This is a genomic window from Stenotrophomonas sp. 62841_Sma (genome assembly GCF_056482945.1).
Window position 1 is genome coordinate 1,177,403 of the sequence record NZ_CM151224.1, and the last position, 24,370, is coordinate 1,201,772.

A 24,370-nucleotide genomic window follows, 5' to 3' on the forward strand; every position below is an offset into this window, starting at 1 on the left:
AGCAGGCAGCGGCGTGCGGGCACGACCGCGCAGGCGGTCACGCGGGGCCGTGAATCAGGCGAGCGGCGGCGCCTGGCCGCGTTGCTGGCGGCGCCCGGGCGCGTCGGCCCAGGGCGTGTCCGGAGCGGCCAGCGGCCAGTCCGGGCGCACGCCGGGCATGGCCGGCGTGGCGGGTACGAGTTCAAGCTCGGTGCGCAGCCATTGGCTGGCCAGCAGCAACGGCGGGCGCGCCTTCTCGGCCGATTTCACCGGGGCGGCAGCACAGCGGCGCAGTTTGGCCGGTGCTTCTTCCTGCGGGGACGCTTCGCCACCGCGCTCTTCCAGCGGCATCTGCACGGCCATTCCGGCCTGGCCGTGTGGCAGCAGCGGCAGGGTGCCCAGCAGCAAAGCCAGCATCGCAACCCACGCCAGCAGACTGGCCAGCGCAGGACGCTGGCCGCGCATGGCGGTGCCCATCTTGCGATGGATGAGTGGGCGAGGGCGAAGCGGGCGCAGCAAGCAGGGGTCCCCAAGGGTCTGCCGGCAGCGGCCGGCATCAACGGGGCGTGATTGTAATGAGAGCTGTTAGCTGTTGCAAATGAGAATGATTGCCAAATTGTCGCGGTTCGACCGGATGGGGCTCAGACTTCGCTCCAGCGTCGCAGCAGGTTGTGGTACACGCCGGTCAGCTGCAGCACCGCCTCGGCGTCACCGCCGGTCTGCCGCAGGCGCTCGATCGAGCCATCCATTTCCCACAGCAGGCGGCGCTGCACATCGTCGCGGATCATGCTCTGTACCCAGAAGAACGAGGCCACGCGCGCACCGCGGGTGACCGGCCGCACCTGGTGCAGGCTGCTGGACGGATACACGATCAGGTCGCCGGCCGGCAGCTTTACCTCGTGCTCGCCGTAGGTATCGCTGATGATCAGCTCGCCGCCCTCGTACTCCTCGGGCGCGGACAGGAACAGGGTGCAGGAGATGTCCGAGCGCAGTTGCTCGCCGTTGGCCAGGTTCATCACCGCGCCATCGACATGGAAGCCGTAGGTGCCGCCGCCGCTGTAGCGGTTGAAGCGTGGTGGCAGGATCTTCAGGGGCAGCGCGGCAGCAAAGAACAAGGGGCTGCGGCTCAGCGCGGCCAGTAGGTCCCTGCCCAGCTCCGCTTTCAGGGGAGATGCATCGGGTAGCTGCAGATTGTGCTTGACCATCGCGCCCTGTGCACCGACGGTCTCGCGACCGTCGGTCCAGTCTGCAGCGTCGAGTCGCCTGCGTGCCTGCGCCACGTCCTGGGGTGAAAGCACGTCGGGAATGTGCAGCAGCATGGCGGTTCCTTTGGGGGCGCGGGGGAGTGGGCTCCCCCGCGTGCTGCATCAGAAGCGGATGTCCGCGCTGAGCAGGAAGGTGCGCGGGGCACCCGGGGTGTAACGGTAGCCGCTCTTGTTGATGCTGGCCACGTACTGCTTGTCGAACAGGTTGTAGCCGTTCAAGCGCAGCGAGATCGTCTCATTGATTGCCCAGGACACGACCGCGTCATACACCACGTAGGACTTGGTGAACGACGGGGTGCCCACCGCGCCGTCGGTGCCGCGGTGCATGCCGGCGGCATAGCGTACGCCGCCGCCCACGGTGATGCCGTAGGGCAGGGTGTAGCTGGTCCAGCCGGTGAATGTGTCGTCCGGGGTATAGGTCAGGTTGGTGGTGCCATCGGCGGCCACCTTCGCGCCTTCCCTTACGTCGGTGTCCAGGTGGCTGTATCCGGCGCTGACCGACCAGTTGTCGGTCAGGCGGCCGACTGCGGAGAGCTCCACGCCCTTGACCCGCTTGCTGCCGGTCTGGGTCGGGTTGCCGGCATCGTCGAGCACGGTGGTGTTGATCTCGTTGTCCACGTCCGTCTGGAACAACGCAAGGTTCACTGCCAGAGCGTCATCCAGGAAGGCCCACTTGCTGCCCACTTCGAAGGTCTTGGCCTTCTGCGGATCCAGCTTGGGATTGTCGGCACTGCTGGCCGAGCTGCTCAGCTGGAAGTTGGCACCACCCGGGGGTTGTTGCGAGATGGCGTAGTTGGCGTAGACGCTGACGGCATCGCCGACCTTGTAGAGGGCGCCCAGCTTCCAGTTCAGCAGCGTATCGGACGCGTCCAGCGTCGGGTTGCGCAGCACCGTGCCGGTAGGATTGCCGCCGCACGCCGGGCCGCCGCGGCCACCACACACCGACGCGCTGGCGTACTCGGTCTTGTAGTGGTCCGCACGCACGCCAGCGGTCAACAGGAAGCTTTCGCCGAAGGACAGGGTATCGAACAGGTACACCGAGGAGGTGGTGGTCTTGCCATGTGCATCGGCGCCGTTGTGCGCCCAGTTCAGGCCGCTGACGTTCCAGTCCGGGTTGTACAGGTTCGCAGCGGGCCAGCTGGTGCCGGCAGCGGCGGCCTGGCCGTAGCTGTCCAGTTCTTCACGGGTGAATTCCAGGCCAGCGCTCAATGCGTGCCCGACCGCGCCGGTGGCGAAGTCGGCGCGCAGGTTCAGCTGATCGGTGAGGATCGTGTTGCGCTGGTCCTTGAAGGTCGGCAGGCTGCGCGCGATGGCGTAGCTGGAAAGGTCGGCCGGGTTGGCATAGGTGATGTTGCCGGTCGGGCGGCCGCCTGCGCCGCGCACGCCGGTGCCCATGAAGGCGGTGAGCAGGTAATCCTGTTCGGTGCGACCCCAGCGGGCGGTGTTGGTCAGGCGCACGCTGTCGTTGAAGTCGTGCTCGAAACGGAACGTGGCCATCTTCGCGGTCACGTCATCGTGGTCGGCGCGGGTACCGTAGAAGTTCTCCGGATCGACCGGGTGCCCGGCCAGCGCTTCCAGCGTCGGCTGCGGCGTCCAGCCCGGCAGGCCCAGGGTGGGCACGCCACCATCGGGCACGTTGTCCTGCTTCACATACAGCAGGTTGAGGTAGTAGCGGGTGGCGGTACCCAGACCGAAGGCCAGCGACGGTGCGATGCCCCAGCGCTTGTTCTGCACGTGGTCGCGGCCGGGCTGGTCGCTGTCCTGCCACATGCCGTTGATGCGCAGCGCGCTGGTGGTGCCCAGCGACTGGTTCCAGTCGGCGGTGGCGCGGCGCTGCTGGTCGCTGCCCAGCGAAATGCTGGCCGACGTCGCGTCCTGCAGGTTGGCCTGCTTGCTGACAAGGTTGATCGCGCCGGTCGGCGCCGAACGGCCATTGTCGGTGCCGGCCGGCCCCTTGGTCACTTCCACCTGTTCGATGTTGAACACATCGCGCGAGATCGAGCCCAGGTCGCGCACACCGTCCACATACAAGCTGTTGGAGGTGTCGAAGCCGCGCATGAACAGCGCATCGCCGGTGGTCGTGTTGCCGTTCTCGCCGGCATAGAAGGTGCCCACGCCCGGGCTGTTGCGCAGCGCCTCGGTCAGCGTGGTGGCACCCTGCTGGTTGAACAGGTCGCTGGTAATCACTTGGATGGTTTGCGGCGTGTCCTGCAGGCGCTGGGTGAACTTCGGCGAGGCCACCTTGTCGGCTTTGTAGCCCCGGGTGGCGTGCACGTCGATCTTGTCCAGCGTGCGGGCGTTGTCGGTGGCTTCAGCGTGGGCCAGCGCGGGCAGGGTGGCCAGGCCGAGGCCGGCGGCAAGACTGGCGGTGGCCAGCGGCAGGGTACGAAGCGGCGAAGCGTGCTTGCGGCTCTTGATCGGGTTCATGGGCGTCTGCAGAAGGGGAACAGGGAGAGGCGGCCGGCGCGGGCCGCGCGGCAGCAGTACGTAGAACGAGGGGGGACGTGCGGATGCGGCTGCGCATGGCGCAGCAGAGCGTCAGGCCAGCAGCGCGGGCGGTGCGTGGGATGGGGGCTGGCGCCGGCCCGGTGCGAGCACCGGAGGGGTCGGTGTCACCGGCGCCGGAGCGTCTGCAGGTGCATTGTCAGGGTGCTGCAGGCAGAGTCGCCGCAGGGCACGAGGTTTGTCGCCGCGACTGCCATCGGGTTCGGATTCAGCGGGGTGCATCGCCTGTTCGTGCGGCAGCACGTGTGGCGGGGACGCGGGCGACACATCATGAGCATACAGAGTCGGCGCATCGGCGGTCGCCGTGTGCCTGCCTTCATGCAACGCAGACCAGCCCAACACCAGCGTCAGCAGCACGGCCACGAGCAGCGGCCACCCTTGACGGGCAAGCTGGCACAGCGTGGCGGTGGGCGCGGGCGAAGCCATGGCGCGGGGGCGGAGTCGTTACGAAGATGTTACGTAGAATAACATCAACGATAATGATTCGCATCTGCGGGGCGTGACGGGCCGCTGGGGCCGCCCCGGAGCGGCCTGGGGGCGCCCTCATGGCCTTCCGGTAGATCCACCCCATGGGTGGATGCTCTCCCGCGGGGCGCCCTCTGGGGGGGGGGCTCTGGGCCGAGCGCCGCCTCAATCCCGGTCGTCGCGGGTCCAGACAGCGTCGTGCTCGCGCTTCACCGGAAACTTGGGCACAGGGCTGTAGGCCGGGGCACACAGGGCGCGGCCGTCACGCACGTCGAAGCGCGCGCCGTGCAGCACGCACTCCACGCTGCCCTCGGTGGTGTTGAACTCGCCCGAGGACAGCTCGAACTCTTCATGTGTGCACTGGTCTTCCAGCGCGTACAACTCACCGTCGAGGTTGAACACCACGATCGGCGTGCCGGTCACTTCGTCGAACACGCTCTTCATTTCACCCGGCAGCAGCTCGGTGCCGGCACAGACGAAGGTCCAGGTATCGCTCACGCGGCGGCTCCGGCCAGCGGCTTTTCCAGGACCTCGAAGCGCAGGTCGTCGCGCTTGGGAATGCCGAAACGCTCGTCGCCGTATGGGAACGGCTTCTTGATGCCGGTGCGCAGATAGCCGCGGCGCTCGTAGAAGGCGATCAGCTCGTCGCGCACGTCGATCACCGTCATCTGCATCACCGGCACCTTCCATTCGCGTGCGGCGTGCGCTTCGGCGGCGTCCATCAGCTGCTTGCCGACGCCGCCACCCTGCTGGGCCGGGTCGACCGAGAACATGCCGAAGTAGCCCTTGCCGTCGACATCGGCGACGTGGGCGCAGGCCACAAGTTGGTTCCCGCGTTCGGCCAGTAGGATGGTGGAGCGCGGGCGGTCCAGGTCGGCCTGGATGCCCTCGGCATCGATGCGGGCGCCGTCCAGCAGGTCGGCTTCGGTGGTCCAGCCGGCGCGGCTGGCGTCGCCGCGGTAGGCCGAGGTGACGAGGGCAATGAGGGCGGGGATGTCGGCCGACGTGGCGGCGCGGAAGGTCAGGGTGCTCATGGGCACATTCTAGGTGGAGCGGGGAAGGGCGCGGGAGGCTGCCGCTTGGGTCGACTTTGCCGAGTGTGCCCAATACGCAGGGTTGACGTCGTCTTCATTATTCGTTCATATCCATGGTCAGCACCCGCCCACCGTGAAGCAACGCGTGGCTGTCTGCCGGAGTGGGTGCCGCCTGGTCGAAGGCCAACTGCCGTTCGGCGCGGGTGGGGCATACAGGGACGTCGATCCAGGGAGGATCTTCATGCAGTCTGGCCTCATTTCTCATCCGCGCGCCGCAACGGCTGCCAAGGGTCTGCTTCTGGGTGTCTTTGCCCTGTGCGTGCTGGCACCGGTCGGCGTTTCCGCCCAGATTGTTCCCACCTGGCGCCAGGAGTACGACAAGCGGCTGAAGTACGGGGACATTGTCGAACCGCTGAAGGGCGAGATCTTCGGCGAGCAGGTCAACCTCTATGACGGCTCGATCAGCTTCAAGGCCACGGATGTTTCGATTCCGGGCAATGGCAGCCTGACGATGACCTTGGGCCGCAGCTATCGCGATGGCGATCGCAGTAGTGAGAGCCCATTCTCGGATTGGGATCTGGATATCCCGTCCATGTCCGGCGTCTATGGCGATCTGCCGGAGACCGCTGCTGTCGGCTATTGGGCGCCCGCTGCGCGCTGCAGTACGGTGGCGGCGCCTCCGTCACTGGAGGTCTGGAACCGTCGCCGCACCCAGACCGTAAATTTCTATCCCAATACTTTCTGGGATGGCGTGCGCCTCTCCCTGCCAGGTGGTGGCGGTGAGCCGGTCCTGGGAGGCAGCGGTGATGCGCGTCAGCCGCAGCCACAGTTTGGCGAACCGGCGCCTTGGAATACCAAGGGCGGCTGGACGTTCAGTTGCCTGACCGCCCTGAAGAGTGGACAGCCGGGACAAGGCTTCCTTGGCCATGCTCCCGACGGCACTAAGTACTACTTCGACTGGATGGTCGCCAAGCCCCACAACGGTGCAACGCTGCAACCCTACGGACCTGAAAGCAATGCACTGCTGAATCGAAAGCTTGTGTTCCTGTACCCATCGCAGGTTGTGGATCGCTTCGGCAACTGGGTGCGCTACGAGTGGAGCGGCGACCGGCTGTTGCGCATGGTTGCCAACGATGGCCGCGAGATCAGCCTGGCCTACAACGCGAAAGGACTGATCGCATCCGCAACCGCTGCAGGGCGCACCTGGATTTACGGGTACACGGAGGCCGATATCCTGCGGACAGTAACGCTGCCGGACGGAACCCAATGGGTCTACAACCTGCCGCCGCTGTCAGTCACCCACAAGTACGCCGACTACATCGGGCAGGGCATCTGGGAGTACATGGACTACCCGGCCACATGCTCGCGCGTCAACAAGATCGTGGCCAGCGAGATCACCCTGAGTATCCAGCATCCGTCGGGTGCGTTGGGAACGTTCCTGTTCCGTCCGTTCCGCCATGGGCGCAAGAATGTGAAGCTGGATTGCCAGACCTCTGGTGACAATCACCTGTTTGCCGATGGCTGGAACTACACGCCGGTCTACCGTGACGCAATGTCGCTGGTGGCCAAGACCATCAGCGGTCCGGGGATGCCTACTGCACAGTGGACCTATCAATACACCAATCTCAATGGTGCCTACGCTCAGGACCTGGGCGGTCCAGTAATCCCGGTAGGCCAGGCGGAGCCGAAGATCACTACCGAGACGTTGCCCGATGGTGTCGTTCGCGTCTACGAGTTCGGCAAGGAAGTTGCCTACAACGACGGCCTGTTGCTGTCCACGACAACGCGTGCGGGTGGCTCGGTCGTGCGCGTTGACCGCAACAATTACTATCCGGATGCCCAGCTGGATGCGGCGCCCTTCCCGAAAGAGGCCGGCAAGGACTTCAAGTACGGTGCGAGCGATCTCAAGGCCCATTACAACCGCCCCGTTCAATCCACTGTTGTGGAACAGGATGGCGTGCAGTTCACCCGCACCGTGCAGGCCTTTGATGCATTTGCGCGCGAAGTCACCGTCGTTGAAGCGAATTCCGCAGGCCAGAGTCGCACCACCAGCACCAGCTACTACGACAATCCCGCGCTATGGGTGAACGGCCAGACGGCGCGCAGTGTGCTCAATGGCATCGAACAGTCCCGCACCGAATTCGATACGGCCAAAGCACTGCCGCTGCGCGCCTACGCATTTGGCCGCCTGGCGCAGCAGGTGACCTACGCAGCCGACGGCACGGTTGCATCGGTGGCCGATGGCCGCGGAAATACAAGCCATCTGTCGGGATGGAAGCGTGGTGTTCCGCAGCAGCTCCGCCTGCCGGCCACGCCCGAAGCGCCCAATGGTGCGGTGCGCACGGTTGCCGTGGACGACAACGGTTGGATCACCTCGCTGACCGACGAAACCGGCGCAACCACCAGCTTCAGCTACGACAGCATGGGCAGGCTGCGCAGCCAGCAGTTCCCCGGCGGCGACAGCGTGAACTGGAATGGCGTAACCATGGACCTGCAGCGACTGGGTGGCGCGCAGTTGGGGGTGCCCGCCGGCGCATGGAAGCACTCGCGCACGCAGGGCGGGCGGCGCACGGATACCTACCTGGATGCGATGTTCCGCCCGGTGCTGGTGACCGAGAACGCCAACAACGTGCTGGACAGCGCCGTGGTGACCCGCTACGACACCAGCGGCAAGACCGTGTTTGCCTCGTATCCCACGCGGCAGCTCTCCGATATCAATGCCGCCCTGACCGGCACCACGACGCAGTACGACGCGTTGGGCCGCCCCACCGTGGTCAGTCAATCGTCCGAGCTTGGGGCACTGGTTACCCGCACCGAGTACGTGGGCAACCTGTCGGTGAAGGTGACCACCCCCCGCGGCCAGGCCACGACCACTCGTCACCTTGCCTACGACCAGCCCAGCTACGAGATGCCGCTGACGCTGCAGCACCCGGAAGGCGTGGTGACCGAGATCCAGCGCGACACGCTGGGCAAGCCGCTGGCGATCACCCGCCGCAATGCAGACGGCAGCCAGTCGCTTACCCGCCGCTACGTCTATGACGGCTACCAGCAGCTGTGCAAGACCATCGAGCCGGAAACCGGTGCGACCGTGCAGGACTACGACGCGGCAGGCAACGTGCTGTGGTCGGCGGCCGGCACGGGTTTGACCAGCACCACCGACTGCAACCGCAGTGAAGCCCTGGCCAGCGGACGTGCGGTGAAGCGTAGTTACGATGCTGCCAACCGCTTGTCGTCCCTGATCTTCCCGGATGGGCGCGGAAATCAGAACTGGTCCTACGCGCCTGATGGTCTGCCGGCCGAGATCAGCACGCAGAACGATCCGGCCCGGCCGATGGTCGTCAACCGCTACCAGTACAACCGCCGCCGCCTGCTCAGCGGCGAAACCCTGCAGCATCCGGATATGGGTAATCTGAGCCTGGCCTATGGCTACGATGCCAACGGCACGCTGGCCAGCAATACCTATCCGGGTGGGCGTGTCGTCAGCTATGCGCCGGACGCACTGGGTCGGGCGACGACGGTTGGCGGCTATGCGAAGGAGGCCAGTTACTTTGCCAACGGCGCGTTGGCCCGCTTCGTATATGGCAATGGGATCGTGCACACGTTGACCCAGAATGCCCGCGGGCTGCCCGATCGCAGCCGCGATGCCACTGCAGCGGCCGCAGTGCTGGATGACAGCTATGACTACGATGCTGGTGGCAACGTGATGGCCATTTCCGATGGTCTGCCCGGGGCGCCCGGCAACCGGGACATGACCTATGACGGCCTGGACCGGTTGCGGACGGTCACTGCGCCGGGCTTCGGCAACGCCTTGTATGAGTATGACGCGTTGGACAACCTGCGCCGTGCCAAGGTCGGCAGCCGCGATCGTACGCACTACTTCGATCCGACCAATCGACTGGTCAACGTGATTGAAACCGGAACCGGCGCAACCGTGACCGGTCTTGGCTATGACGTGCAGGGCAATCTTTCGGTGCGCAATGGTCAGACTTTCGCGTTTGACTACGGCAACCGGCTGCGCGCGGCCGGAACAGCAGAGAGCTACGAGTACGACGCCCACGGTCGTCGGGTGAAGGCCAGCGCCAGTGGCAAGGGGGCAATCTACTCGTTCTACGACAACGGCGGCGTGCTGCGATTCCAGCGCAACGAACGTACCGGCAAGCAGACCGACTATCTCTACCTGTCAGGCAGTTTGGTTTCCCAGGTGCATGGCGAAGCGGCACCCAGCGTTCCCGCGCTGAGTGCGCCGGGCTACATCACCCAGGGCAGCGTGAACCTGACCTGGAGCCCGGCCGGCGGTGCCAACCGCTATGAGTTGCAGCGTGCCCTTGCGGGCACCTGGAGCACAGTCTTCGATGGCGCGGCGCAATCGTTCACCAGCACAGGCCTGGTCACGGGGACCTATCAGTTCCGCGTGCGCGGCTGTCGTGCGGTGTGTGGCGGATGGAGCAACGTCGCGTCAGTGGCCGTGGCATTGGCGCCATCCACCGTGCCGACCCTGAACGTGCCTGCCACAGCCTTCAACGGCAGCTACAACGTAGCTTGGTCTGCGGCTTCCGGTGCCGAGCGCTATGAGCTGGAGGAAAGCGCCAATGGTGGCGCTTGGGCCCAGGTGCACAACGCCATCGGTCAGTCCAAGGCCTTCAGTGGCAAGGCAGCGGGAAGCTACAACTACCGGGTTCGCGCATGTAACCCGGTAGGGTGCACGGGATACAGCGCCACGGCTGCGGTGACGGTCGTATATCCGCCTGCCACTGCGCCCGGACTCTCTGCGCCGGCACGCGCTGCGCCGGGCAGTATTGGTATTGGCTGGAACGGGGTGGCTGGTGCCACGCGTTACACCTTGCAGGAGAGTAGCAATGGTGGCGGATGGGTCACGCTGTTCGACGGCAACGCGGGTTCCTATGCCACCGCTGTGCGTGGTGTGGGCAGCTATGGCTATCGGGTTGCCGCCTGCAATGGCGCAGGCTGCGGGCCGTGGTCGGCCACGTCGACGGTAGCGGTGATCGGGCCGCCGACGATCGAGCCGGTGATCAGCGCGCCGGGCCTGGTGAACGTGCCGCAGTACAGCCTGAGCTGGTCGGTGCCGACCAACAGCGAGAGCTTCGTGCTGGAGGAGAGTGCCAACGGTGGTGGCTGGACGGTGGTGCATAACGGCGGCGGGAACAGCTTTGGTGCCAGCCGTGGCAAAGGCAGCTACGCCTATCGCGTGAGGGCGTGCAATTTCGCGGGGTGCAGTCCGTACTCGGGAGTCGTGACTGTCGCGGTGGTGCTGCCGCCGGGGGCGACGAGTCTCTATCTAGCAGAGTGGTTGACGACCCGCAGGCCGCCCTATCAGGTCCAGTGCTCTGCAGGATGGAGTCTGGTGGCAGACGCAACCGAGTATCAGCTTGAAAGCGGTGGCGGTGGCAAGCGTCTTTACACGGGCCCCAAGACCTACGTGCAGTCGAATGGCGGGACCTACTGCGCGTATGAGTATCGCGTGCGTGCCTGTAATGCAGGCGGTTGCTCCCCATGGTCGGCCGAACGGCCGGTCACCCAAGGTGTACTGAGCTGGGACTAAGCCATGAATGGACTCTCTTCGCTGTTGATTCGGGCGGTACTCGCGGTGGTGGTGCTGGCGGCCTGCGTGGCTCCGGCAGTCGCCCAGGAAGTGGTCGAGTACATCCACACTGATGCACTGGGTTCACCGGTGGCGATCACCGATGCCAGCGGGAACGTCATCGAGCGTACGGTGTATGAGCCGTATGGGGCGGTGGTCAACCGGCCGTTAAAGGATGGGCCGGGGTATACGGGGCATGTGACGGACTCGGGCACGGGGCTGAGTTACATGCAGCAGCGGTACTATGATTCGACGACTTCATCGTTCCTGAGCGTTGATCCGGTTTCGGCTTTCCAGAGCTCGGTGAATGCTTTTGGCCGGTATCGGTATGCAAATGCAAACCCATATAGCCTAATCGACCCGGATGGACGGCGAGCGTGCGGGAAGGACTGGGACTGCAGAATGACCGAGCATGCAGGCGGAAAAAGTCTATCTCGCGGGCAGCTGGCGGCAATCAAGAGGGATCCGCAAGCGTACATTGACAGGGCGAACAGTATTCCCAATCGACAAAGTTCGGAGGCGGGATCTGCCAGATATTTTTCGGAAGTTGCCCGGCCTGTAACGATTGCGACCAACTTGGAAGTAGGGGCTGATATCGCGCAACTTTCTGATCAGTCTTACACAGCAGTCAATTTTGCTTTGGGCGATGCGACTGCGGGCGCTGGAGCAGGTAGCGTCGTTCAAGGGCAAAACAACTACGCAGGCCCAGGTGTCAGGGTAGCCATTGCTCATACACACCCAGTGAATACAGCATTCAGCTACTGGAAGGGATCCTGTTTCTGCGGTGGTCGATGGGAGGGGAGTCTCTACCGAGGTGATCTGGAGAGAGCAAGATCTGCAGGTGTTAACAGCTATGTGGCCACTCCTAGTGGTTCCGTCATGGGATTCGACTTCAGGGGTATGAATGGAGCGGTCAATGCTAGAACGAACCCTGGCGCGTACATCGCGGCCGAAGACTACTTCTTTAAGGTGAAATGATGGATCTCGGACGTCGGTGGTTTGCAGTTGTTACGCTGGTTTTCACCCTTGGCGCTTGTTCTTCATCCAGTCAGGAAGGGGGCGCGGCGGGGGCTCCAAGCGTCTGTAAATTTCGAGGCAATGAATTAGGGTATGAAACGTGCATGACCACGATGTCTGCGCTGTTGTCTCAGCCAGAAAAATTTGACGGGCGATTGGTTTCTTTCTATGCATGGATAGATCAGGTCAACGGTGTGATCTTGCTCTTTCCCTCGCGTGATGAACTGGACGCAAGGAACTCATTCAGTTCATTGGTGGCCTATCCAGAATCAAGCCCGGAGGCCTTTCGAGAGATTCCTTCGGTTGAGAGTGGGGAGGAGAAATTCCTGCGGGTGACCGGCACGTTTCGCTGGAATCGCGATGGTGCCCCCAGGCCCCCAAGTGCTCCAGTGGATGTAGATCGAATGGGGGTGATGGAAGGCGTTCATTTGGGTTTATAGCGAATGAGTCGAGTGGGTTGGTGACAGGCGCTTGGCGAGCGTTGTCGGCACAGCTTGTCGTTGCTCGTTTGGTGCATGATGGAAGTGCTCGCCTCGTGGGCGTTCTATGCAGAGTTGCATTGGTTGGCGCTTGCGTTCTTTCCTGCGCAAGTCGACGTTTATGCTCGACATCCAGGGGGTCGATCTGGGCAATTGTTGGGAACGGAAAGGCCGCAGTCTCCCGCGGCATTCTCGTCTTGCTCGCTGCTACTCAAAACACACCCCAGTAACTTCCGCGCCGTCGCCAACGCCGTCATGAACGGTTCGATCTTGGCGTGCGCCATGTAGGACGCTAGGAGGTACGGCAGGTGGCCGCGACGCTGAAGTGCTGCATCAGCGGGCGGGCGTAGTGCGGGCCCTATCGCACTTTCATTCTTTCAGATTGTGCAGGATCACCAGTTGTTCATGGACATGCTCGCCGCTGATCACGGGCGAGACCGCGGCGGCCTTCCCTGCACCTCCCCGATAATCCGCAGGCCGGCGAGTCGGCGCAGCTCTTCGGTGAAGTGCGCCAGTAGTTCCACCTCGCGTGCTTCCGCGTTTTCCTGGCCTGGCTGCTACAGGAGGGATGATCGGGCCGCCGACGATCGAGCCGGTGATCAGCGCGCCGGGCCTGGTGAACGTGCCGCAGTACAGCCTGAGCTGGTCGGTGCCGGCCAACAGCGAGAGCTTCGTGCTGGAGGAGAGTGCCAACGGTGGTGGCTGGACGGTGGTGCATAACGGCGGCGGGAACAGCTTTGGTGCCAGCCGTGGCAATGGCAGCTATGCCTACCGGGTGAGGGCATGCAATTTCGCGGGGTGCAGCCCCTACTCGGGTATCGCCAGTGTCTCCGTCGTGCTTCCTCCTGCAGCCACTCAGATCTACGTGGCGGAGTGGCTCAGCACGCGCAAGGCGCCCTATCAGGTGCAGTGCAGCGTTGGCTGGCGCGCGGTTCCGGGGGCAACGGAACATCAGCTGGAGCCTTCCGGAGCTGGACGGCGCCTGTACACCGGCCCCAATACCTACGTGCAGTCGAACGGCGGGACCTACTGCGCCAGTCTCTACATTGTCAGGGCCTGCAACGCCGGCGGCTGTTCGGCATGGTCTGCAGACTTCCCCGTCACCCGCGGCGTACTGAGCTGGGACTAAGCCATGAATGGACTCTCTTTGCTGTTGATTCGGGCGGTACTCGCGGTGGGGGTGCTGGTGGCCTGTGTGGCTCCGGCGGTTGCCCAGGAAGTGGTCGAGTACATCCACACTGATGCACTGGGTTCACCGGTGGCGATCACCGATGCCAGCGGAAGCGTCATCGAGCGTACGGTGTATGAGCCGTATGGGGCGGTGGTGAATCGGCCGTTGAAGGATGGTCCGGGATTTACGGGGCATGTGACGGACTCGGGGACCGGGCTGAGCTACATGCAGCAGCGGTACTATGACCCGGCTATTGGATCCTTCATAAGTGCGGATCCGGTTGAGGCCAATGGGCATACGTCATCCAACTTTAATCGTTATAAATATGCCCTTGGAAATCCGTACGGTCATGTAGACCCGGACGGCCGGTGTGAGAGCGTATCCACATGCCAGATGATGAGGGATGATCTGGCTGTAATAAATGGCGAGATGGGGCTGGATGAACGCCGGTCTCGCCAGGAGGCAAGAGCGGCTGGAGCCGTTGCGGGAGTTTCAGTTCTAGCTGCCAGTCGTATTCCGGCGGCGACTGCAGCTGTGATTGGTGGTGCGAAGAATGCATTTATCAATATTGCCAGTCGCGTTGCGTCGCTCACTCGATCTCAGCAGCAGGCAATTAAGAAGATAAATAATATTGTTGATAATAATGCAAAGCCTCACGACTTTGATGGGGTTGCAAAAGAGCTTCGCGGAATTGAGACCGGCTTTGATCATGTGACCGAGATGCAAAATTCATTGAAGGGGCTGAGCTCTGCCGCAAAAAGTTTGAGGGGGAGCTTGAATAATCCAAGTCTTTCGAGGGGGGCAGCGTGATAGGATCCAGCGAACGCTTGACAAGGCGGATGAAAACATAGCGAAGATGAAGGAGACGCTTGGTGGTGGAAGATAGCTTGCTGCTTGATAGGCTTTACAAAATTTCCGGGATTCTCACAGATGACCCCGATTCCCCAAGCTACATGTTGGTGTCGAGGTCGTTGTTTCATTGTGATCCGGAGATCCGAGAGAGGGCCATTTTCATCGGCGGGTTGCGCTGGGCAGATCCACTGATTCTTGGTTCTTTTATAGGAATTATTACGGTGGGGCAGGAGCCTGTTGATGATAATCGGAGGCTTATGGTTGAATCGCTTGTTTCCGCAGTGCTTCGGGGGAGGCTTGATGCAGCTTCAATCGAGGAATGGCTCAGGGCGGTGCTCGGTTTGAATGATTATGAGTCGCTCCTGGCGAAGGCAGCCTACATAGGCTTGCTGCGCATTCAGGGAAAGATGTCGGTTTCTGAGTTTGCATCTATTGATTACGATGATGTGTCTGTTGATTCATCATTAATTTCTTGACGCCCGCATTTCATTTTTCGCTTTGAAGAAGGCAGTGTCGGATGATGGTGGTTGGGGGCTCGTTCGTCGATCAACCGTTAGGGAAGGTCTGAGAAGATCACTCGCACTGCTTGATTCATGAGCTGAGCGCGTGCCAAGAGCAGCTGCTCCCGTGGATTTCGACGAAAGTGAGGTTTTTGAGGCACCGTTGGGCACCTCCGGGCGGATTTATCCCTGCATCGGCACGAGCTGCCGCCGGGTCATCCACAGATTGGACAGCGCAAACAGGGTCAACACCTGCGCGCTGTTCTTGGCCGGGCCGCGATAGCGCACTTGGTGTAACCAAACTGGCGCTTGACCACTCAGAACGGAGGCTCCACCTTCGCGCGTATGCTCGCTTTGACGCTCTCCCAACGCTCGTGCTGCCGACGGCCGCGCGCGTTCTTGATCGCCTTCACTTTTCCTGGTTTCTTGGCGATGAAGAAGGCAGCTTTGCGATCCTGAAGCTCCGGCCGCCAATCTGCCCCGGCATAGCCGCTGTCCTCCCATGCAGTCCTCTTTCCCGTGCAGAAGTTCGTGCGTTACCGTGACATCGCCAACACTTGCAGCGGCGCATTTCACGTGGTGCACAAGGCCGTAAAACTCATCCACGCCGATGTGCGCCTTCATGCCGAAGTACCACTGATTGCCTTTCCTAGTCTGGTGCATCTCAGGATCGCGCGCGCCTTGTCAGCATTCTTAGTGGAACTGGGCGCCTGAATGATCCTGGCAAGCCACGATTGTGCCTGCACGCAGGCTCAGGCCTTGATACTGCAGGTGTGCATTGACCGCCTCAAGCATCTTCGCGCCCAGTCCATGGGGCTCCAGCAACCAACGGAAGTTTAGTATCGTGATCTCATCAGGAATGTGGTCCAGGCTGTTGATGCCAGCAAATCGGCGCATCACCGCCGTGTCGTACAGCACTTCTTCCATCGACGGGTCGCTCAGCGCATACCACTGCTGCGGGAAGTGGATGCGAAGCATGGGGGCCAGCGCGTAGGGCTGACGGCCTCGCCTGCCTGTCAGTGGGTCGTGTGGCTCGATCAGCGCCAGCAGTCGCTTCCAAGGCACCACCTGATCCATCTAGTTGAGGAATAGCTCGCGGCGTGTCTTCTTGCGCTGGCACAGGCCTTCGGCATCACCGAATGTCGGCTGCATCGGGGCCTTCAACGTGGTCTGATGGACCTCAAGCTTGCCGGACAGGGGCCGGTACTTCCATCGGATCTCGTACAGATTTGTTCAGACCTTCCTTAGCGATTTCAGCGTGTTCTTCAGGGTCGAAGGGCGGCTTGACGCAAAGCGTCTTGATAAGCAACTCTCGGGGAATTGACTGGGTTCGGTTTCGATGAAGATCATAATTTTCCTATCTGCTGCCTTATCGATGCCGCTTCTTGCCTCCTGTGTACAGAACCGCGGTTGTCTTCTTCGGGTGGCCAACCAAGACCACGACAGCTCCTCATCTCAGAAGATTCATGCTGATATGGATGAGGTAATACATTCGCGCCCTGTGGATGGGGCGCGGGAAGTGAATGCAGAGTTGGTGGTATCGCAGCTCGAACTCTCTCGGGAGGGTCAGAGAAATAGAAGGATCTTCTATGTATTGACTGATGGCGGCGGGAAGTTCTTGACTGCGGGGACTTGCGGTATTGACGAAGACCAGTGTGCCTCGGTCATTTTGAAGCGAATGATCGGGTTCTGTGAAAGGATGTAGATTGCGGGTGCGCTAAGTTTTGGGAGGTATTTCAGTGAAAAATTCCCAAGTGCTTGATCGCTTTGGGCGGCTTGTCGATATTATTGTAGCGGCGCTTTGCTTGTTGGGGCTTACAGCCTGTGGCGGAAGAGATGAAGGTTTGGGTGTGGTCATGAATCATGAGCCGGGAAACGCAGCGGCTAATAACTACGCACTTGCGCTCGAGTCAGTTTTTAGTTCTTCCGGGAGCGTGCCGGAAGCGAAAATATGCAGGGTACATTTAATTGATGTCAGGAAATCATTTGATCAGGCTGGAAGCGAAAGGGTGAGGGTATATTTCGTCTTGGCCGATCATCAAGGTGTCGTCAGGTCGGCGGACACCTGTGGGCTTCCTATGAATGAGTGCGTGATGACTATTGCCGAGAGGTCGAGGGTGAGCTGTCGGCTGGAAAAAGGGCTGGCTCCCCACTGATTCGGACGGCACTCGCGGTATTGGTGCGCGTGGCCCGTATAAGGCGTCGCGGCGGTCGGATGGGATGTATACGGCACCGCTACTGAGGGGCAGTGAGAGGGCGGCGCGGATATGTAGTAATGAATCGTTCGGACAATGGGAACTGCAGTCCGATGAGCTGAAGTCATTTCATGTCGATTGGGATTCCAACAGCAGGGCTTTTGTTGATGAGCTTGGCTATCAATGATTCAGTGAATTTTTCGGCTGACAGGGGGGGGGCTTGGGTTTGTGGGTGCGGAGCGAAGAAAGTGAGCGGGTATCCATGGCGCTGGATGGCGACGCGAGGTATGGGTGTGAATGTTGATTTCCGGTTTTTCATGGTTATTGTTTTTATTTTCTATGGGGCTGGTTGCAGGTATCAAGAAGGTGGGGGCGCACCGTCTGGAAAGACCTGTGGGGTCGAGGGCAGCTCCGCTTGCCGAGTCAGCTTCCGGGAACTAGCTGCTACGCCCCGGCTATTCGATGGAAAGTTGGTGCGGATGGAGGGCTATCTCGGGGTGAGCCGGGAGCTTTTTGTACTGAATTCAAGCAAGGAGCTGTTTGAGGCCGGAGTGACTGAGGAGACCCAAGTTCGAATTAGAGGGCCAATAGATCTGCAGCAAAGCGTATTTGACGAATACGCGTATTCATGGGTTTCGATAATTGGGGTGTTCAGGATAAGAGAGAGTGACAATTCGACAGGTGACCTGCTGCTTGGCGAAATTCACGCCCCCCTTGAAGTTCGCTCCCTACGAATCCCTGGTCCCGTGCCACGTGCGAGATTTGGAGATGTGCTCGTCAATCTTGAAGATCTGAAGTGAGTGATAGGTTGCGGAAATGGCGTTATGTGCTTTCATTTCTGCCTCCGTGGCAGAAAGGCGGGATGATCCACAGGCGCGCCAAACATGTGATCGCATGGTCCCCATGTTAGGGTTGACACTTGTCACAAAGGGGCTCGGGCACAATCTCGATGGCTTGCAGAGTCGCAGATGTCACGGTAGGTCATAGCACTCCTGGGCTGTTCAGTTCTCCAAGTTGCGCGGTTGCGTCTGTGTCATTGCGAACTGATCGATCACGTCGATAGGCTTTGGGGGAATTTCCCCTTGGTTGATGAATATGAGGTTTCGAATTGAGCGCTGTCGATGAAAAGAATCTCGTTTTAGCCTGTCTGCGGAGACTGTTTGAATCCGAGCCTGCTTCAGTGGAACAGGCGTCTGGCTGGTACCAGAGGGCGGACTTTATCAAGGACGTGCTTCGGTCAATTTCGTATGAAATCGGGGTTCCTCACGTGATATGGCACTATCTTGATGACGCCGATATCCGTATTCGCGATCCCCGCTATGCCGAAGCACAGGTGTTGGCCGTTAGGCAGAGTATTGATGAGTGGGCTTGAGTGCAGTCAGAGAAGCCATGAACAATAAATGTTGCTTGCCAGACTTCATTGCGGCATCCCTCTCGGATGCTACCCCTCCGGATCTCCCTCTTCTCCGGGAAGACTGGGCGGGGATGGCGTTTGATCGCAACCTGTATGAGGATTTTGCTCCGAATGATGTTTGGGTGGCGTGGCTGAGCGCACTTTCGGAGCACTTTGCAGATATCGCGATGTGCGCGGTTCGATGTTCAGAGTGCTCCGACGGGGGAAGCCCCGTGGAAATTGAGCGAGGTCTGGATGGCCTGCGCTCGTACTGGCTGGCAGATGGGAACTTCATGCGTGATCATTTTTTGTTCTCGCGTAATAGTCGCTGGGTTGTAAAGCTGGATCAGGACGTGACGTTGTTTGCGGGAGATGTCACTTTCCTTGCGAATGTTGTCGCGCGACTTGGTGGTGTAGAGCATGTCGAGAAGATGATGCGACGGGACCTGATTGGCACAGCTGAGGACGTAGTTGGCCTCGGTGGGTACGTCAAGGGTCTTCTTGCGCCATTGAGCGCATCGACTCCATAGCTGATTGCTGCGTAGAAGATTGGGTGTGCAGGTGCTATGTGATGGAGTAGCCTCAAAAGGAGGAGCTGAGTGCCAGGGTTTGTTGAAAGCTTTCCCATTTTGGCTTCCATTATTCTAGGTGCCATGTGGATAAACGCATTTGCGGCTCACAGGATGTTGCTTAAAATCGAGCGTGAACGGCCGGAAGTACTCGCTGCAGTCGGAATCATCAAGGTTGATTGGTGGCTTAGGTGCTTGCGCGGTATTGCAGTGCTTGCCCTTACTTCCAAAGGGCAGACGCTCCGTCAGGGGGAACGGTGGGTGTTGAGGGGCGTCGTGATGATGTACGTCTTCCTGATTGCCTCCGGGGTATCCATGCTTGTTGGCATGTAAAAGACGGCGCCTCAAGGCCGTTGATGGTGGATGGATCGGCATTACGGTGAGATTGCCCGTTCCTGGCATCACTCGGTGTTTCCCGGTCACGCCTCTGCTTGCTTTCGTCCAGCGCGCAATAAAAAAACGCCGCAGTTTCCTGCGGCGCTCTCATACTTCCCCGATTCTGGCGAATCCTCAGCCCAGCAGCTTTCGCACCTTCGTCAATGCCGTCATGAACCGCTCGATCTCGGCATGCGTGTTGTAGAACGCCAGCGAGGCACGGCAGGTCGCGGCAACGCCAAAGTACTGCAGCAGCGGGTGTGCGCAGTGTTGGCCCGAGCGCACGGCCACGCCTTCCAGGTCGAGCAGGGTCGCCAGGTCGTGCGCATGCGCGCCATCGATCAGGAAAGAGACCACCGCAGCCTTCTCCGGCGCTTCGCCGATGATACGCAGGCCGTCAACGCGGCGCAGCTCTTCGGTGAAGTGCGCCAGCAGTTCGGCTTCGCGGGCTTCCACGTTCTCCTGGCCAAGCTGCTGCAGGTAGTCGGCAGCCACACCCAGGCCGATGAAACCGGCGATGTTCGGGGTGCCGGCTTCGAACTTGTGCGGGGCATCGTTGAACACGGTGCCGTCGAAGCTGACTTCCTTGATCATCTCGCCGCCGCCGAGGAACGGCGGCATCGCGTCCAAGTGCTCGCGACGGGCCCACAGCGCACCGGTGCCGGTCGGGCCGCACATCTTGTGGCCGGTAATGGCGTAGAAATCGCAGCCGATCGCGGCGACATCGACCTTGCGGTGCGGTACCGCCTGCGAGCCATCGACCACGGTGATGATGCCGCGCTTGCGCGCTTCGCGGCAGATCTCGCGCACCGGGTTGACCGTGCCCAGCACGTTGGAGACATGAGTAACCGCCAGCAGCTTGACCTCGGGGGTCATTGCCGCGCGCAGCGCATCCAGATCGAGTGCGCCGTCAGGCGTGATCTCGGCGACGCGGATGGTGGCGCCGGTACGCTGCGCGACCAGCTGCCACGGCACGATGTTGGCGTGGTGCTCCATGCGCGTGATCAGGATCACGTCACCGGCCTTCAGCCGCGGCAGCGCCCACGAATAGGCCACCAGGTTGATGGCGAAGGTGGTGCCACTGCACAGCACCAGGTCGCTGGGCCGCACGTTGAGGAAGCGCGCCAGCTTGTTGCGTGCGCCTTCGTAGGCATCGGTGGCTTCGCTGCCCAGTGCATGCACCGCGCGGCTGACGTTGGCGTTGTAGCGGCGGTAGAACTCGTCCACCGCGCCGATCACCTGCACCGGCTTCTGGCCGGTGTTGGCGTTGTCGAAATAGACCAGCGGCTTGCCGTGCACTTCACGCATCAGCAGCGGGAAGTCGAGGCGGACGCGGTCCCAGTCGGGGGCGCCGGTGCGTTCTTCGATCGGTCGCGGCGTGGACAGGTTCATGCCACACCCGCCTCGGCGAGGGCCTTGTCCAGCCGGCGTGCCAGCTGCGCACGCAGCGCGTCGGGCAGGATCTTCAGCGGCTCGTGGCAGAACGCGGCGCTCAGCAGTGCCTGCGCCTGTGCCTGCGGCAGGCCGCGCGAGCGCAGGTAGAACAGCGCATTGGCATCGAGCTGGCCGACGGTCGCGCCGTGTGCGGCCTTCACTTCATCGGCATCGATCACCAGCGTCGGCTGGGTGTCGATCTCGGCATCGGCCGACAGCAGCAGGTTCTTGTTTGACAGGTTCGCGTCGGTGCCATCGGCGCCTTCGCGGATCTGGATGCCACCATGGAACACCACGCGGCTGCGGTTGGCGGCGACGCCGCGCCACAGCAGTTCGCAGGCGGTATCGCGTGCGATGTGGTCGATGCCCAGGCGGGTTTCGACGTGGCGGCGGCCATTGCCAAGCAGCACGCCGTTGGCGGTCAGCTGGGCATTGTCGCCTTCCAGGCGCACGTTCAGTTCATGGCGGCTGAGCGCGGCGCCCAGTTCCAGGTCGACGCGGTGGTACTGCGCGTCGCGGGCCAGCACCGCGTCGGTGCGCAGGAAGCTGGTCTGGCGCGCGCTGCCGGCCTGCACGCGGGCGTGCTTGAGCACGGCATCACGGGCGACGTGGGCATGCAGCACGGTGTTGTCCAGGTGGGCGGAGTCACCCACGCTGAAGCGGTGCTCGACCACGCCCAGGCTGGCGCCGGCACGCAGTTCGATCAGGTGACGGTGGTGCCAGGCCAGATCGGTGTCGCCGGCGACGCTGGCGAATACCAGCTGCAGCGGCGTTTCGACCTGCACGCCTTCGTCCACGCGCAGCACCACGCCTTCATCGGCCAGCGCGGCATTCAGGCGGGCGAAGATCTCCTCGCTGCGCTCGTAGCGGCGGCCGAGGAAACGCGCGGCGTCTTCGCCGGAGGCCAGTGCGGCCGACAGCGGCTGCAGCTGCACGCCGGCCGGCAGGGCCTGCACGTCGCTCAGCGCGGCATCCAGGCGGCCGTTGACGAACACCAGGCGCGGCGCCGGGATGTCGTCCAGCAGCGTGGCGTCCAGCGCCGGGCCCTGCAGCGGTGCCGCAGCGAACGCACGGCGTTCAAGCTGGCGCAGCGAGGTGTACTTCCAGGCTTCGTTGCGGGCGGCCGGCAGGCCGTCGCGCAGGGCCGCATCCAGCACTTCGCGGCGCGCATCGCTGCCGCAGAAGGCCTGGGCCATCGAATCAAGCAGGGCGCTCATCAGACCGCCGCCTCGGGCACGACCCGGTCCTTCAGGAAGTCATAGCCGTGCGCTTCCAGTTCCAGTGCCAGCTCCGGGCCGCCACTCTTGACGATGCGGCCATCGGCCAGCACGTGCACCACGTCCGGCTTGATGTAGTCCAGCAGGCGCTGGTAGTGGGTGATGACCAGGAACGAGCGGTCGGCGGCGCGGAGTGCGTTGACACCATCGGCCACGCTCTTCAGCGCGTCGATGTCCAGGCCCGAGTCGGTTTCGTCCAGGATCGCCAGCTTCGGTTCGAGCACGGCCAGCTGGAAGATCTCGTTGCGCTTCTTCTCGCCACCGGAGAAGCCTTCGTTGACGCCACGGTGCAGCAGTTCGTCCTTCAGGTGCAGCACGGCCAGCTTCTGGCGCACCAGCTTGAGGAACTGCATGGAATCGAGTTCTTCCTCACCGCGCGCCTTGCGCTGGGCGTTCAGTGCCGCGCGCAGGAAGTAGGTGTTGTTCACGCCCGGGATTTCCACCGGGTACTGGAACGCCAGGAACAGGCCGGCGGCGGCGCGCGCTTCCGGGTCCTGCTCCAGCAGGTCGACGCCGTCGAACTGCACGCTGCCTTCGGTCACTTCGTAGCCGTCGCGGCCGGCCAGGACATTGCCCAGGGTGGACTTGCCGGCGCCGTTCGGCCCCATGATGGCGTGCACCTGGCCGGGCTGGACGTCCAGCGACAGGCCCTTGAGGATTTCCTTGTCGCCGATGCGGGCGTGGAGGTTTTCGATCTTCAGCATGGTGGGGGTTTCCGTGGGGCGGGCCGCGGCCCGCCGGTAAAGAGAATGCGTTTGCGAGGGGCAGGGGCGGGCGGTCAGCCCACCGAACCTTCCAGCGAGACTTCCAGCAGCTTCTTGGCTTCCACCGCGAACTCCATCGGCAGTTCGCGGAACACCTGCTTGCAGAAGCCGTCGACGATCATCGACACCGCGTCTTCCTGGCTGATGCCACGGGCGCGGCAGTAGAACAGCTGGTCGTCGGAAATCTTGGAGGTGGTGGCCTCGTGCTCGACGGTGGCGCCCGGGTTCTTCACCTCGATGTAGGGGAAGGTGTGCGCGCCGCACTGCTTGCCGATCAGCAGGGAATCGCACTGGGTGTAGTTGCGCGCGCCATCGGCATTGCGGTCCACACGCACCAGGCCGCGGTAGGTGTTCTGGCCGCGGCCGGCACTGATGCCCTTGCTGACGATCTTGCTCTTGGTGCGCTTGCCGACGTGGATCATCTTGGTGCCGGTGTCGGCCTGCTGGCGGTGATGGGTCAGCGCCACGGAGTGGAACTCACCGACCGAGTCGTCGCCCAGCAGCACGCAGGACGGGTACTTCCAGGTGATCGCCGAGCCGGTTTCAACCTGGGTCCAGGTGACCTTGCTGCGCGCACCACGGCATTCGGCACGCTTGGTGACGAAGTTGTAGATGCCGCCGACGCCGTTCTCGTCGCCCGGGTACCAGTTCTGCACGGTGGAGTACTTGATCTCCGCGTCTTCCAGCGCGACCAGCTCGACCACCGCAGCGTGCAGCTGGTTCTCGTCGCGCATCGGCGCGGTGCAGCCTTCCAGGTAGGACACGTAGGCCTTGTCCTCGCACACGATCAGGGTGCGCTCGAACTGGCCGGTGTGGCCGGCATTGATGCGGAAGTAGGTGCTCAGTTCCATCGGGCAGCGAACGCCCTTGGGAATGAACACGAAGCTGCCATCGGAGAACACCGCCGAATTGAGCGCGGCGAAGTAGTTGTCGCCCACCGGCACCACGGTGCCCAGGTACTGGCGGACCAGTTCCGGGTGTTCCTTGATGGCCTCGGACATCGAGCAGAAAATGATGCCCTTCTCGGCCAGTTCCTTGCGGAACGTGGTGCCGACGGACACCGAGTCGAACACCGCGTCCACCGCCACGCCGGCCAGCTTGGCACGCTCGTGCAGCGGCACGCCCAGCTTGTCGTAGGTGTCGAGCAGTTCCTTCGGCACGTCATCCAGCGAGGCGTACTTCGGGCCCTTCGGCGCGGAGTAGTAGCTGAGCGCCTGCAGGTCGATCGGCGCGATCTCCAGCTTGGCCCAGTCGGGCATCGGCATGGTCAGGAAGTGGCGGTAGGCGTCCAGGCGCCACTGCGTCATCCACTCCGGCTCTTCCTTCTTGGCCGACAGGGCACGGATGGTGTCCTCGTCCAGGCCTGGCGGCAGGGAGTCCGATTCGATCTCGGTGATGAAGCCGGCCGAATACTTGCGGCCGAGCTGCTCGTGGATCTCGCGGTTGGGGGTGTCGTCGTGGGCGACGTTTTCGATGGTTTCGGTGGCCATGGGGGGC

18 protein-coding genes and 1 pseudogene are annotated in these 24,370 nt (G+C 62.3%); 9 read left to right on the top strand and 10 right to left on the bottom strand.

Translation table 11 applies throughout. The features are described 5' to 3' along the window. Positions 1-54: 54 nt before the first annotated feature. The 5 genes from ACZK5G_RS05550 to ACZK5G_RS05570 all read right to left on the bottom strand — a co-directional run bounded on the left by ACZK5G_RS05550 (position 55) and on the right by ACZK5G_RS05570 (position 5,248). Positions 55-456, bottom strand: a complete 402-nt coding sequence (locus tag ACZK5G_RS05550; RefSeq protein ID WP_049463139.1) for a hypothetical protein — start codon at positions 454-456, stop codon at positions 55-57. 164 nt (positions 457-620) lie between these two features. Continuing rightward, the gene (locus tag ACZK5G_RS05555) at positions 621-1,298 is read right to left on the bottom strand and encodes a Fe2+-dependent dioxygenase (RefSeq protein WP_478465571.1); all 678 of its coding nucleotides are present in this window, start codon (positions 1,296-1,298) and stop codon (positions 621-623) included. Between the two features lie 48 nt (positions 1,299-1,346). Further along, the gene (locus tag ACZK5G_RS05560) at positions 1,347-3,671 is read right to left on the bottom strand and encodes a catecholate siderophore receptor Fiu (protein ID WP_478465573.1); all 2,325 of its coding nucleotides are present in this window, start codon (positions 3,669-3,671) and stop codon (positions 1,347-1,349) included. Positions 3,672-4,379: 708 nt separating this feature from the next. Continuing rightward, positions 4,380-4,712, bottom strand: coding sequence for a non-heme iron oxygenase ferredoxin subunit (locus tag ACZK5G_RS05565; RefSeq protein ID WP_100437470.1), 333 nt, complete (start codon positions 4,710-4,712; stop codon positions 4,380-4,382). Continuing rightward, positions 4,709-5,248, bottom strand: coding sequence for a GNAT family N-acetyltransferase (locus ACZK5G_RS05570; protein WP_478465575.1), 540 nt, complete (start codon positions 5,246-5,248; stop codon positions 4,709-4,711). Before ACZK5G_RS05570 ends, ACZK5G_RS05565 begins: the two co-directional genes overlap by 4 nt. Positions 5,249-5,489: 241 nt before the next feature. On the opposite strand from ACZK5G_RS05570, the gene ACZK5G_RS05575 reads away from it, so the two are divergent. The 6 genes from ACZK5G_RS05575 (at position 5,490) to ACZK5G_RS05600 (ending at position 14,842) form a co-directional block, all read left to right on the top strand. Beyond that, positions 5,490-10,808, top strand: coding sequence for a wall-associated protein (locus tag ACZK5G_RS05575; protein ID WP_478465577.1), 5,319 nt, complete (start codon positions 5,490-5,492; stop codon positions 10,806-10,808). A 3-nt stretch (positions 10,809-10,811) separates the two neighbouring features. After that, positions 10,812-11,825: an RHS repeat domain-containing protein gene (locus ACZK5G_RS05580; protein WP_478465578.1), complete on the top strand. Its 1,014-nt coding sequence runs from the start codon at positions 10,812-10,814 to the stop codon at positions 11,823-11,825. Between the two features lie 143 nt (positions 11,826-11,968). Then, the gene (locus ACZK5G_RS05585) at positions 11,969-12,304 is read left to right on the top strand and encodes a hypothetical protein (RefSeq protein WP_197616834.1); all 336 of its coding nucleotides are present in this window, start codon (positions 11,969-11,971) and stop codon (positions 12,302-12,304) included. A gap of 607 nt (positions 12,305-12,911) precedes the next feature. After that, positions 12,912-13,472 (top strand): hypothetical protein, encoded by a 561-nt coding sequence (locus tag ACZK5G_RS05590; protein ID WP_478465580.1) that lies wholly within the window; start codon positions 12,912-12,914, stop codon positions 13,470-13,472. Between the two features lie 3 nt (positions 13,473-13,475). Continuing rightward, positions 13,476-14,324, top strand: coding sequence for an RHS repeat-associated core domain-containing protein (locus tag ACZK5G_RS05595; protein ID WP_478465581.1), 849 nt, complete (start codon positions 13,476-13,478; stop codon positions 14,322-14,324). 62 nt (positions 14,325-14,386) lie between these two features. Continuing rightward, the gene (locus tag ACZK5G_RS05600; RefSeq protein WP_478465582.1) at positions 14,387-14,842 is read left to right on the top strand and encodes a hypothetical protein; all 456 of its coding nucleotides are present in this window, start codon (positions 14,387-14,389) and stop codon (positions 14,840-14,842) included. Positions 14,843-15,049: 207 nt separating this feature from the next. Here the strand turns inward: ACZK5G_RS05600 and ACZK5G_RS05605 are convergent. Beyond that, positions 15,050-16,018, bottom strand: a pseudogene (locus ACZK5G_RS05605) (IS5 family transposase). Positions 16,019-17,192: 1,174 nt separating this feature from the next. Here ACZK5G_RS05605 and ACZK5G_RS05610 point away from each other — a divergent pair. The 3 genes from ACZK5G_RS05610 (at position 17,193) to ACZK5G_RS05620 (ending at position 18,984) form a co-directional block, all read left to right on the top strand. Continuing rightward, entirely contained in the window at positions 17,193-17,861 is a 669-nt protein-coding gene (locus tag ACZK5G_RS05610; RefSeq protein WP_478465584.1) for a hypothetical protein, read from the top strand. 308 nt (positions 17,862-18,169) lie between these two features. Continuing rightward, positions 18,170-18,433 carry a hypothetical protein gene (locus ACZK5G_RS05615; RefSeq protein ID WP_478465586.1) on the top strand — a complete coding sequence of 88 codons (264 nt, stop codon included), beginning with the start codon at positions 18,170-18,172 and terminating at the stop codon, positions 18,431-18,433. A 17-nt stretch (positions 18,434-18,450) separates the two neighbouring features. Continuing rightward, positions 18,451-18,984, top strand: coding sequence for a hypothetical protein (locus ACZK5G_RS05620; RefSeq protein WP_478465588.1), 534 nt, complete (start codon positions 18,451-18,453; stop codon positions 18,982-18,984). 549 nt (positions 18,985-19,533) lie between these two features. Here the strand turns inward: ACZK5G_RS05620 and ACZK5G_RS05625 are convergent. The 4 genes from ACZK5G_RS05625 to sufB all read right to left on the bottom strand — a co-directional run bounded on the left by ACZK5G_RS05625 (position 19,534) and on the right by sufB (position 24,363). Further along, on the bottom strand, positions 19,534-20,790 hold the full coding sequence (locus ACZK5G_RS05625; RefSeq protein ID WP_005408431.1) for a cysteine desulfurase: 1,257 nt from the start codon (positions 20,788-20,790) through the stop codon (positions 19,534-19,536). After that, positions 20,787-22,049, bottom strand: coding sequence for a Fe-S cluster assembly protein SufD (gene sufD, locus ACZK5G_RS05630; RefSeq protein WP_478465590.1), 1,263 nt, complete (start codon positions 22,047-22,049; stop codon positions 20,787-20,789). Before sufD ends, ACZK5G_RS05625 begins: the two co-directional genes overlap by 4 nt. Next, the gene (gene sufC, locus ACZK5G_RS05635) at positions 22,049-22,813 is read right to left on the bottom strand and encodes a Fe-S cluster assembly ATPase SufC (RefSeq protein ID WP_019337095.1); all 765 of its coding nucleotides are present in this window, start codon (positions 22,811-22,813) and stop codon (positions 22,049-22,051) included. Before sufC ends, sufD begins: the two co-directional genes overlap by 1 nt. Before the next feature lie 74 nt (positions 22,814-22,887). After that, positions 22,888-24,363: a Fe-S cluster assembly protein SufB gene (gene sufB / locus ACZK5G_RS05640; protein ID WP_043396952.1), complete on the bottom strand. Its 1,476-nt coding sequence runs from the start codon at positions 24,361-24,363 to the stop codon at positions 22,888-22,890. Positions 24,364-24,370 lie beyond the last annotated feature (7 nt).

What these genes read in the sequence shown, in the direction of transcription:
- ACZK5G_RS05550 (WP_049463139.1), bottom strand. Translation starts at nt 456, where the DNA reads ATGGGCACCGCCATGCGCGGCCAGCGTCCTGCGCTGGCCAGTCTGCTG.
- ACZK5G_RS05620 (WP_478465588.1), top strand. Translation starts at nt 18,451, where the DNA reads ATGAACAATAAATGTTGCTTGCCAGACTTCATTGCGGCATCCCTCTCG.
- ACZK5G_RS05625 (WP_005408431.1), bottom strand. Translation starts at nt 20,790, where the DNA reads ATGAACCTGTCCACGCCGCGACCGATCGAAGAACGCACCGGCGCCCCC.
- sufC (WP_019337095.1), bottom strand. Translation starts at nt 22,813, where the DNA reads ATGCTGAAGATCGAAAACCTCCACGCCCGCATCGGCGACAAGGAAATC.
- sufD (WP_478465590.1), bottom strand. Translation starts at nt 22,049, where the DNA reads ATGAGCGCCCTGCTTGATTCGATGGCCCAGGCCTTCTGCGGCAGCGAT.
- ACZK5G_RS05575 (WP_478465577.1), top strand. Translation starts at nt 5,490, where the DNA reads ATGCAGTCTGGCCTCATTTCTCATCCGCGCGCCGCAACGGCTGCCAAG.
- ACZK5G_RS05585 (WP_197616834.1), top strand. Translation starts at nt 11,969, where the DNA reads ATGACCACGATGTCTGCGCTGTTGTCTCAGCCAGAAAAATTTGACGGG.
- ACZK5G_RS05555 (WP_478465571.1), bottom strand. Translation starts at nt 1,298, where the DNA reads ATGCTGCTGCACATTCCCGACGTGCTTTCACCCCAGGACGTGGCGCAG.
- ACZK5G_RS05590 (WP_478465580.1), top strand. Translation starts at nt 12,912, where the DNA reads ATGATCGGGCCGCCGACGATCGAGCCGGTGATCAGCGCGCCGGGCCTG.
- ACZK5G_RS05595 (WP_478465581.1), top strand. Translation starts at nt 13,476, where the DNA reads ATGAATGGACTCTCTTTGCTGTTGATTCGGGCGGTACTCGCGGTGGGG.
- ACZK5G_RS05610 (WP_478465584.1), top strand. Translation starts at nt 17,193, where the DNA reads ATGTCGATTGGGATTCCAACAGCAGGGCTTTTGTTGATGAGCTTGGCT.
- sufB (WP_043396952.1), bottom strand. Translation starts at nt 24,363, where the DNA reads ATGGCCACCGAAACCATCGAAAACGTCGCCCACGACGACACCCCCAAC.
- ACZK5G_RS05560 (WP_478465573.1), bottom strand. Translation starts at nt 3,671, where the DNA reads ATGAACCCGATCAAGAGCCGCAAGCACGCTTCGCCGCTTCGTACCCTG.
- ACZK5G_RS05580 (WP_478465578.1), top strand. Translation starts at nt 10,812, where the DNA reads ATGAATGGACTCTCTTCGCTGTTGATTCGGGCGGTACTCGCGGTGGTG.
- ACZK5G_RS05570 (WP_478465575.1), bottom strand. Translation starts at nt 5,248, where the DNA reads ATGAGCACCCTGACCTTCCGCGCCGCCACGTCGGCCGACATCCCCGCC.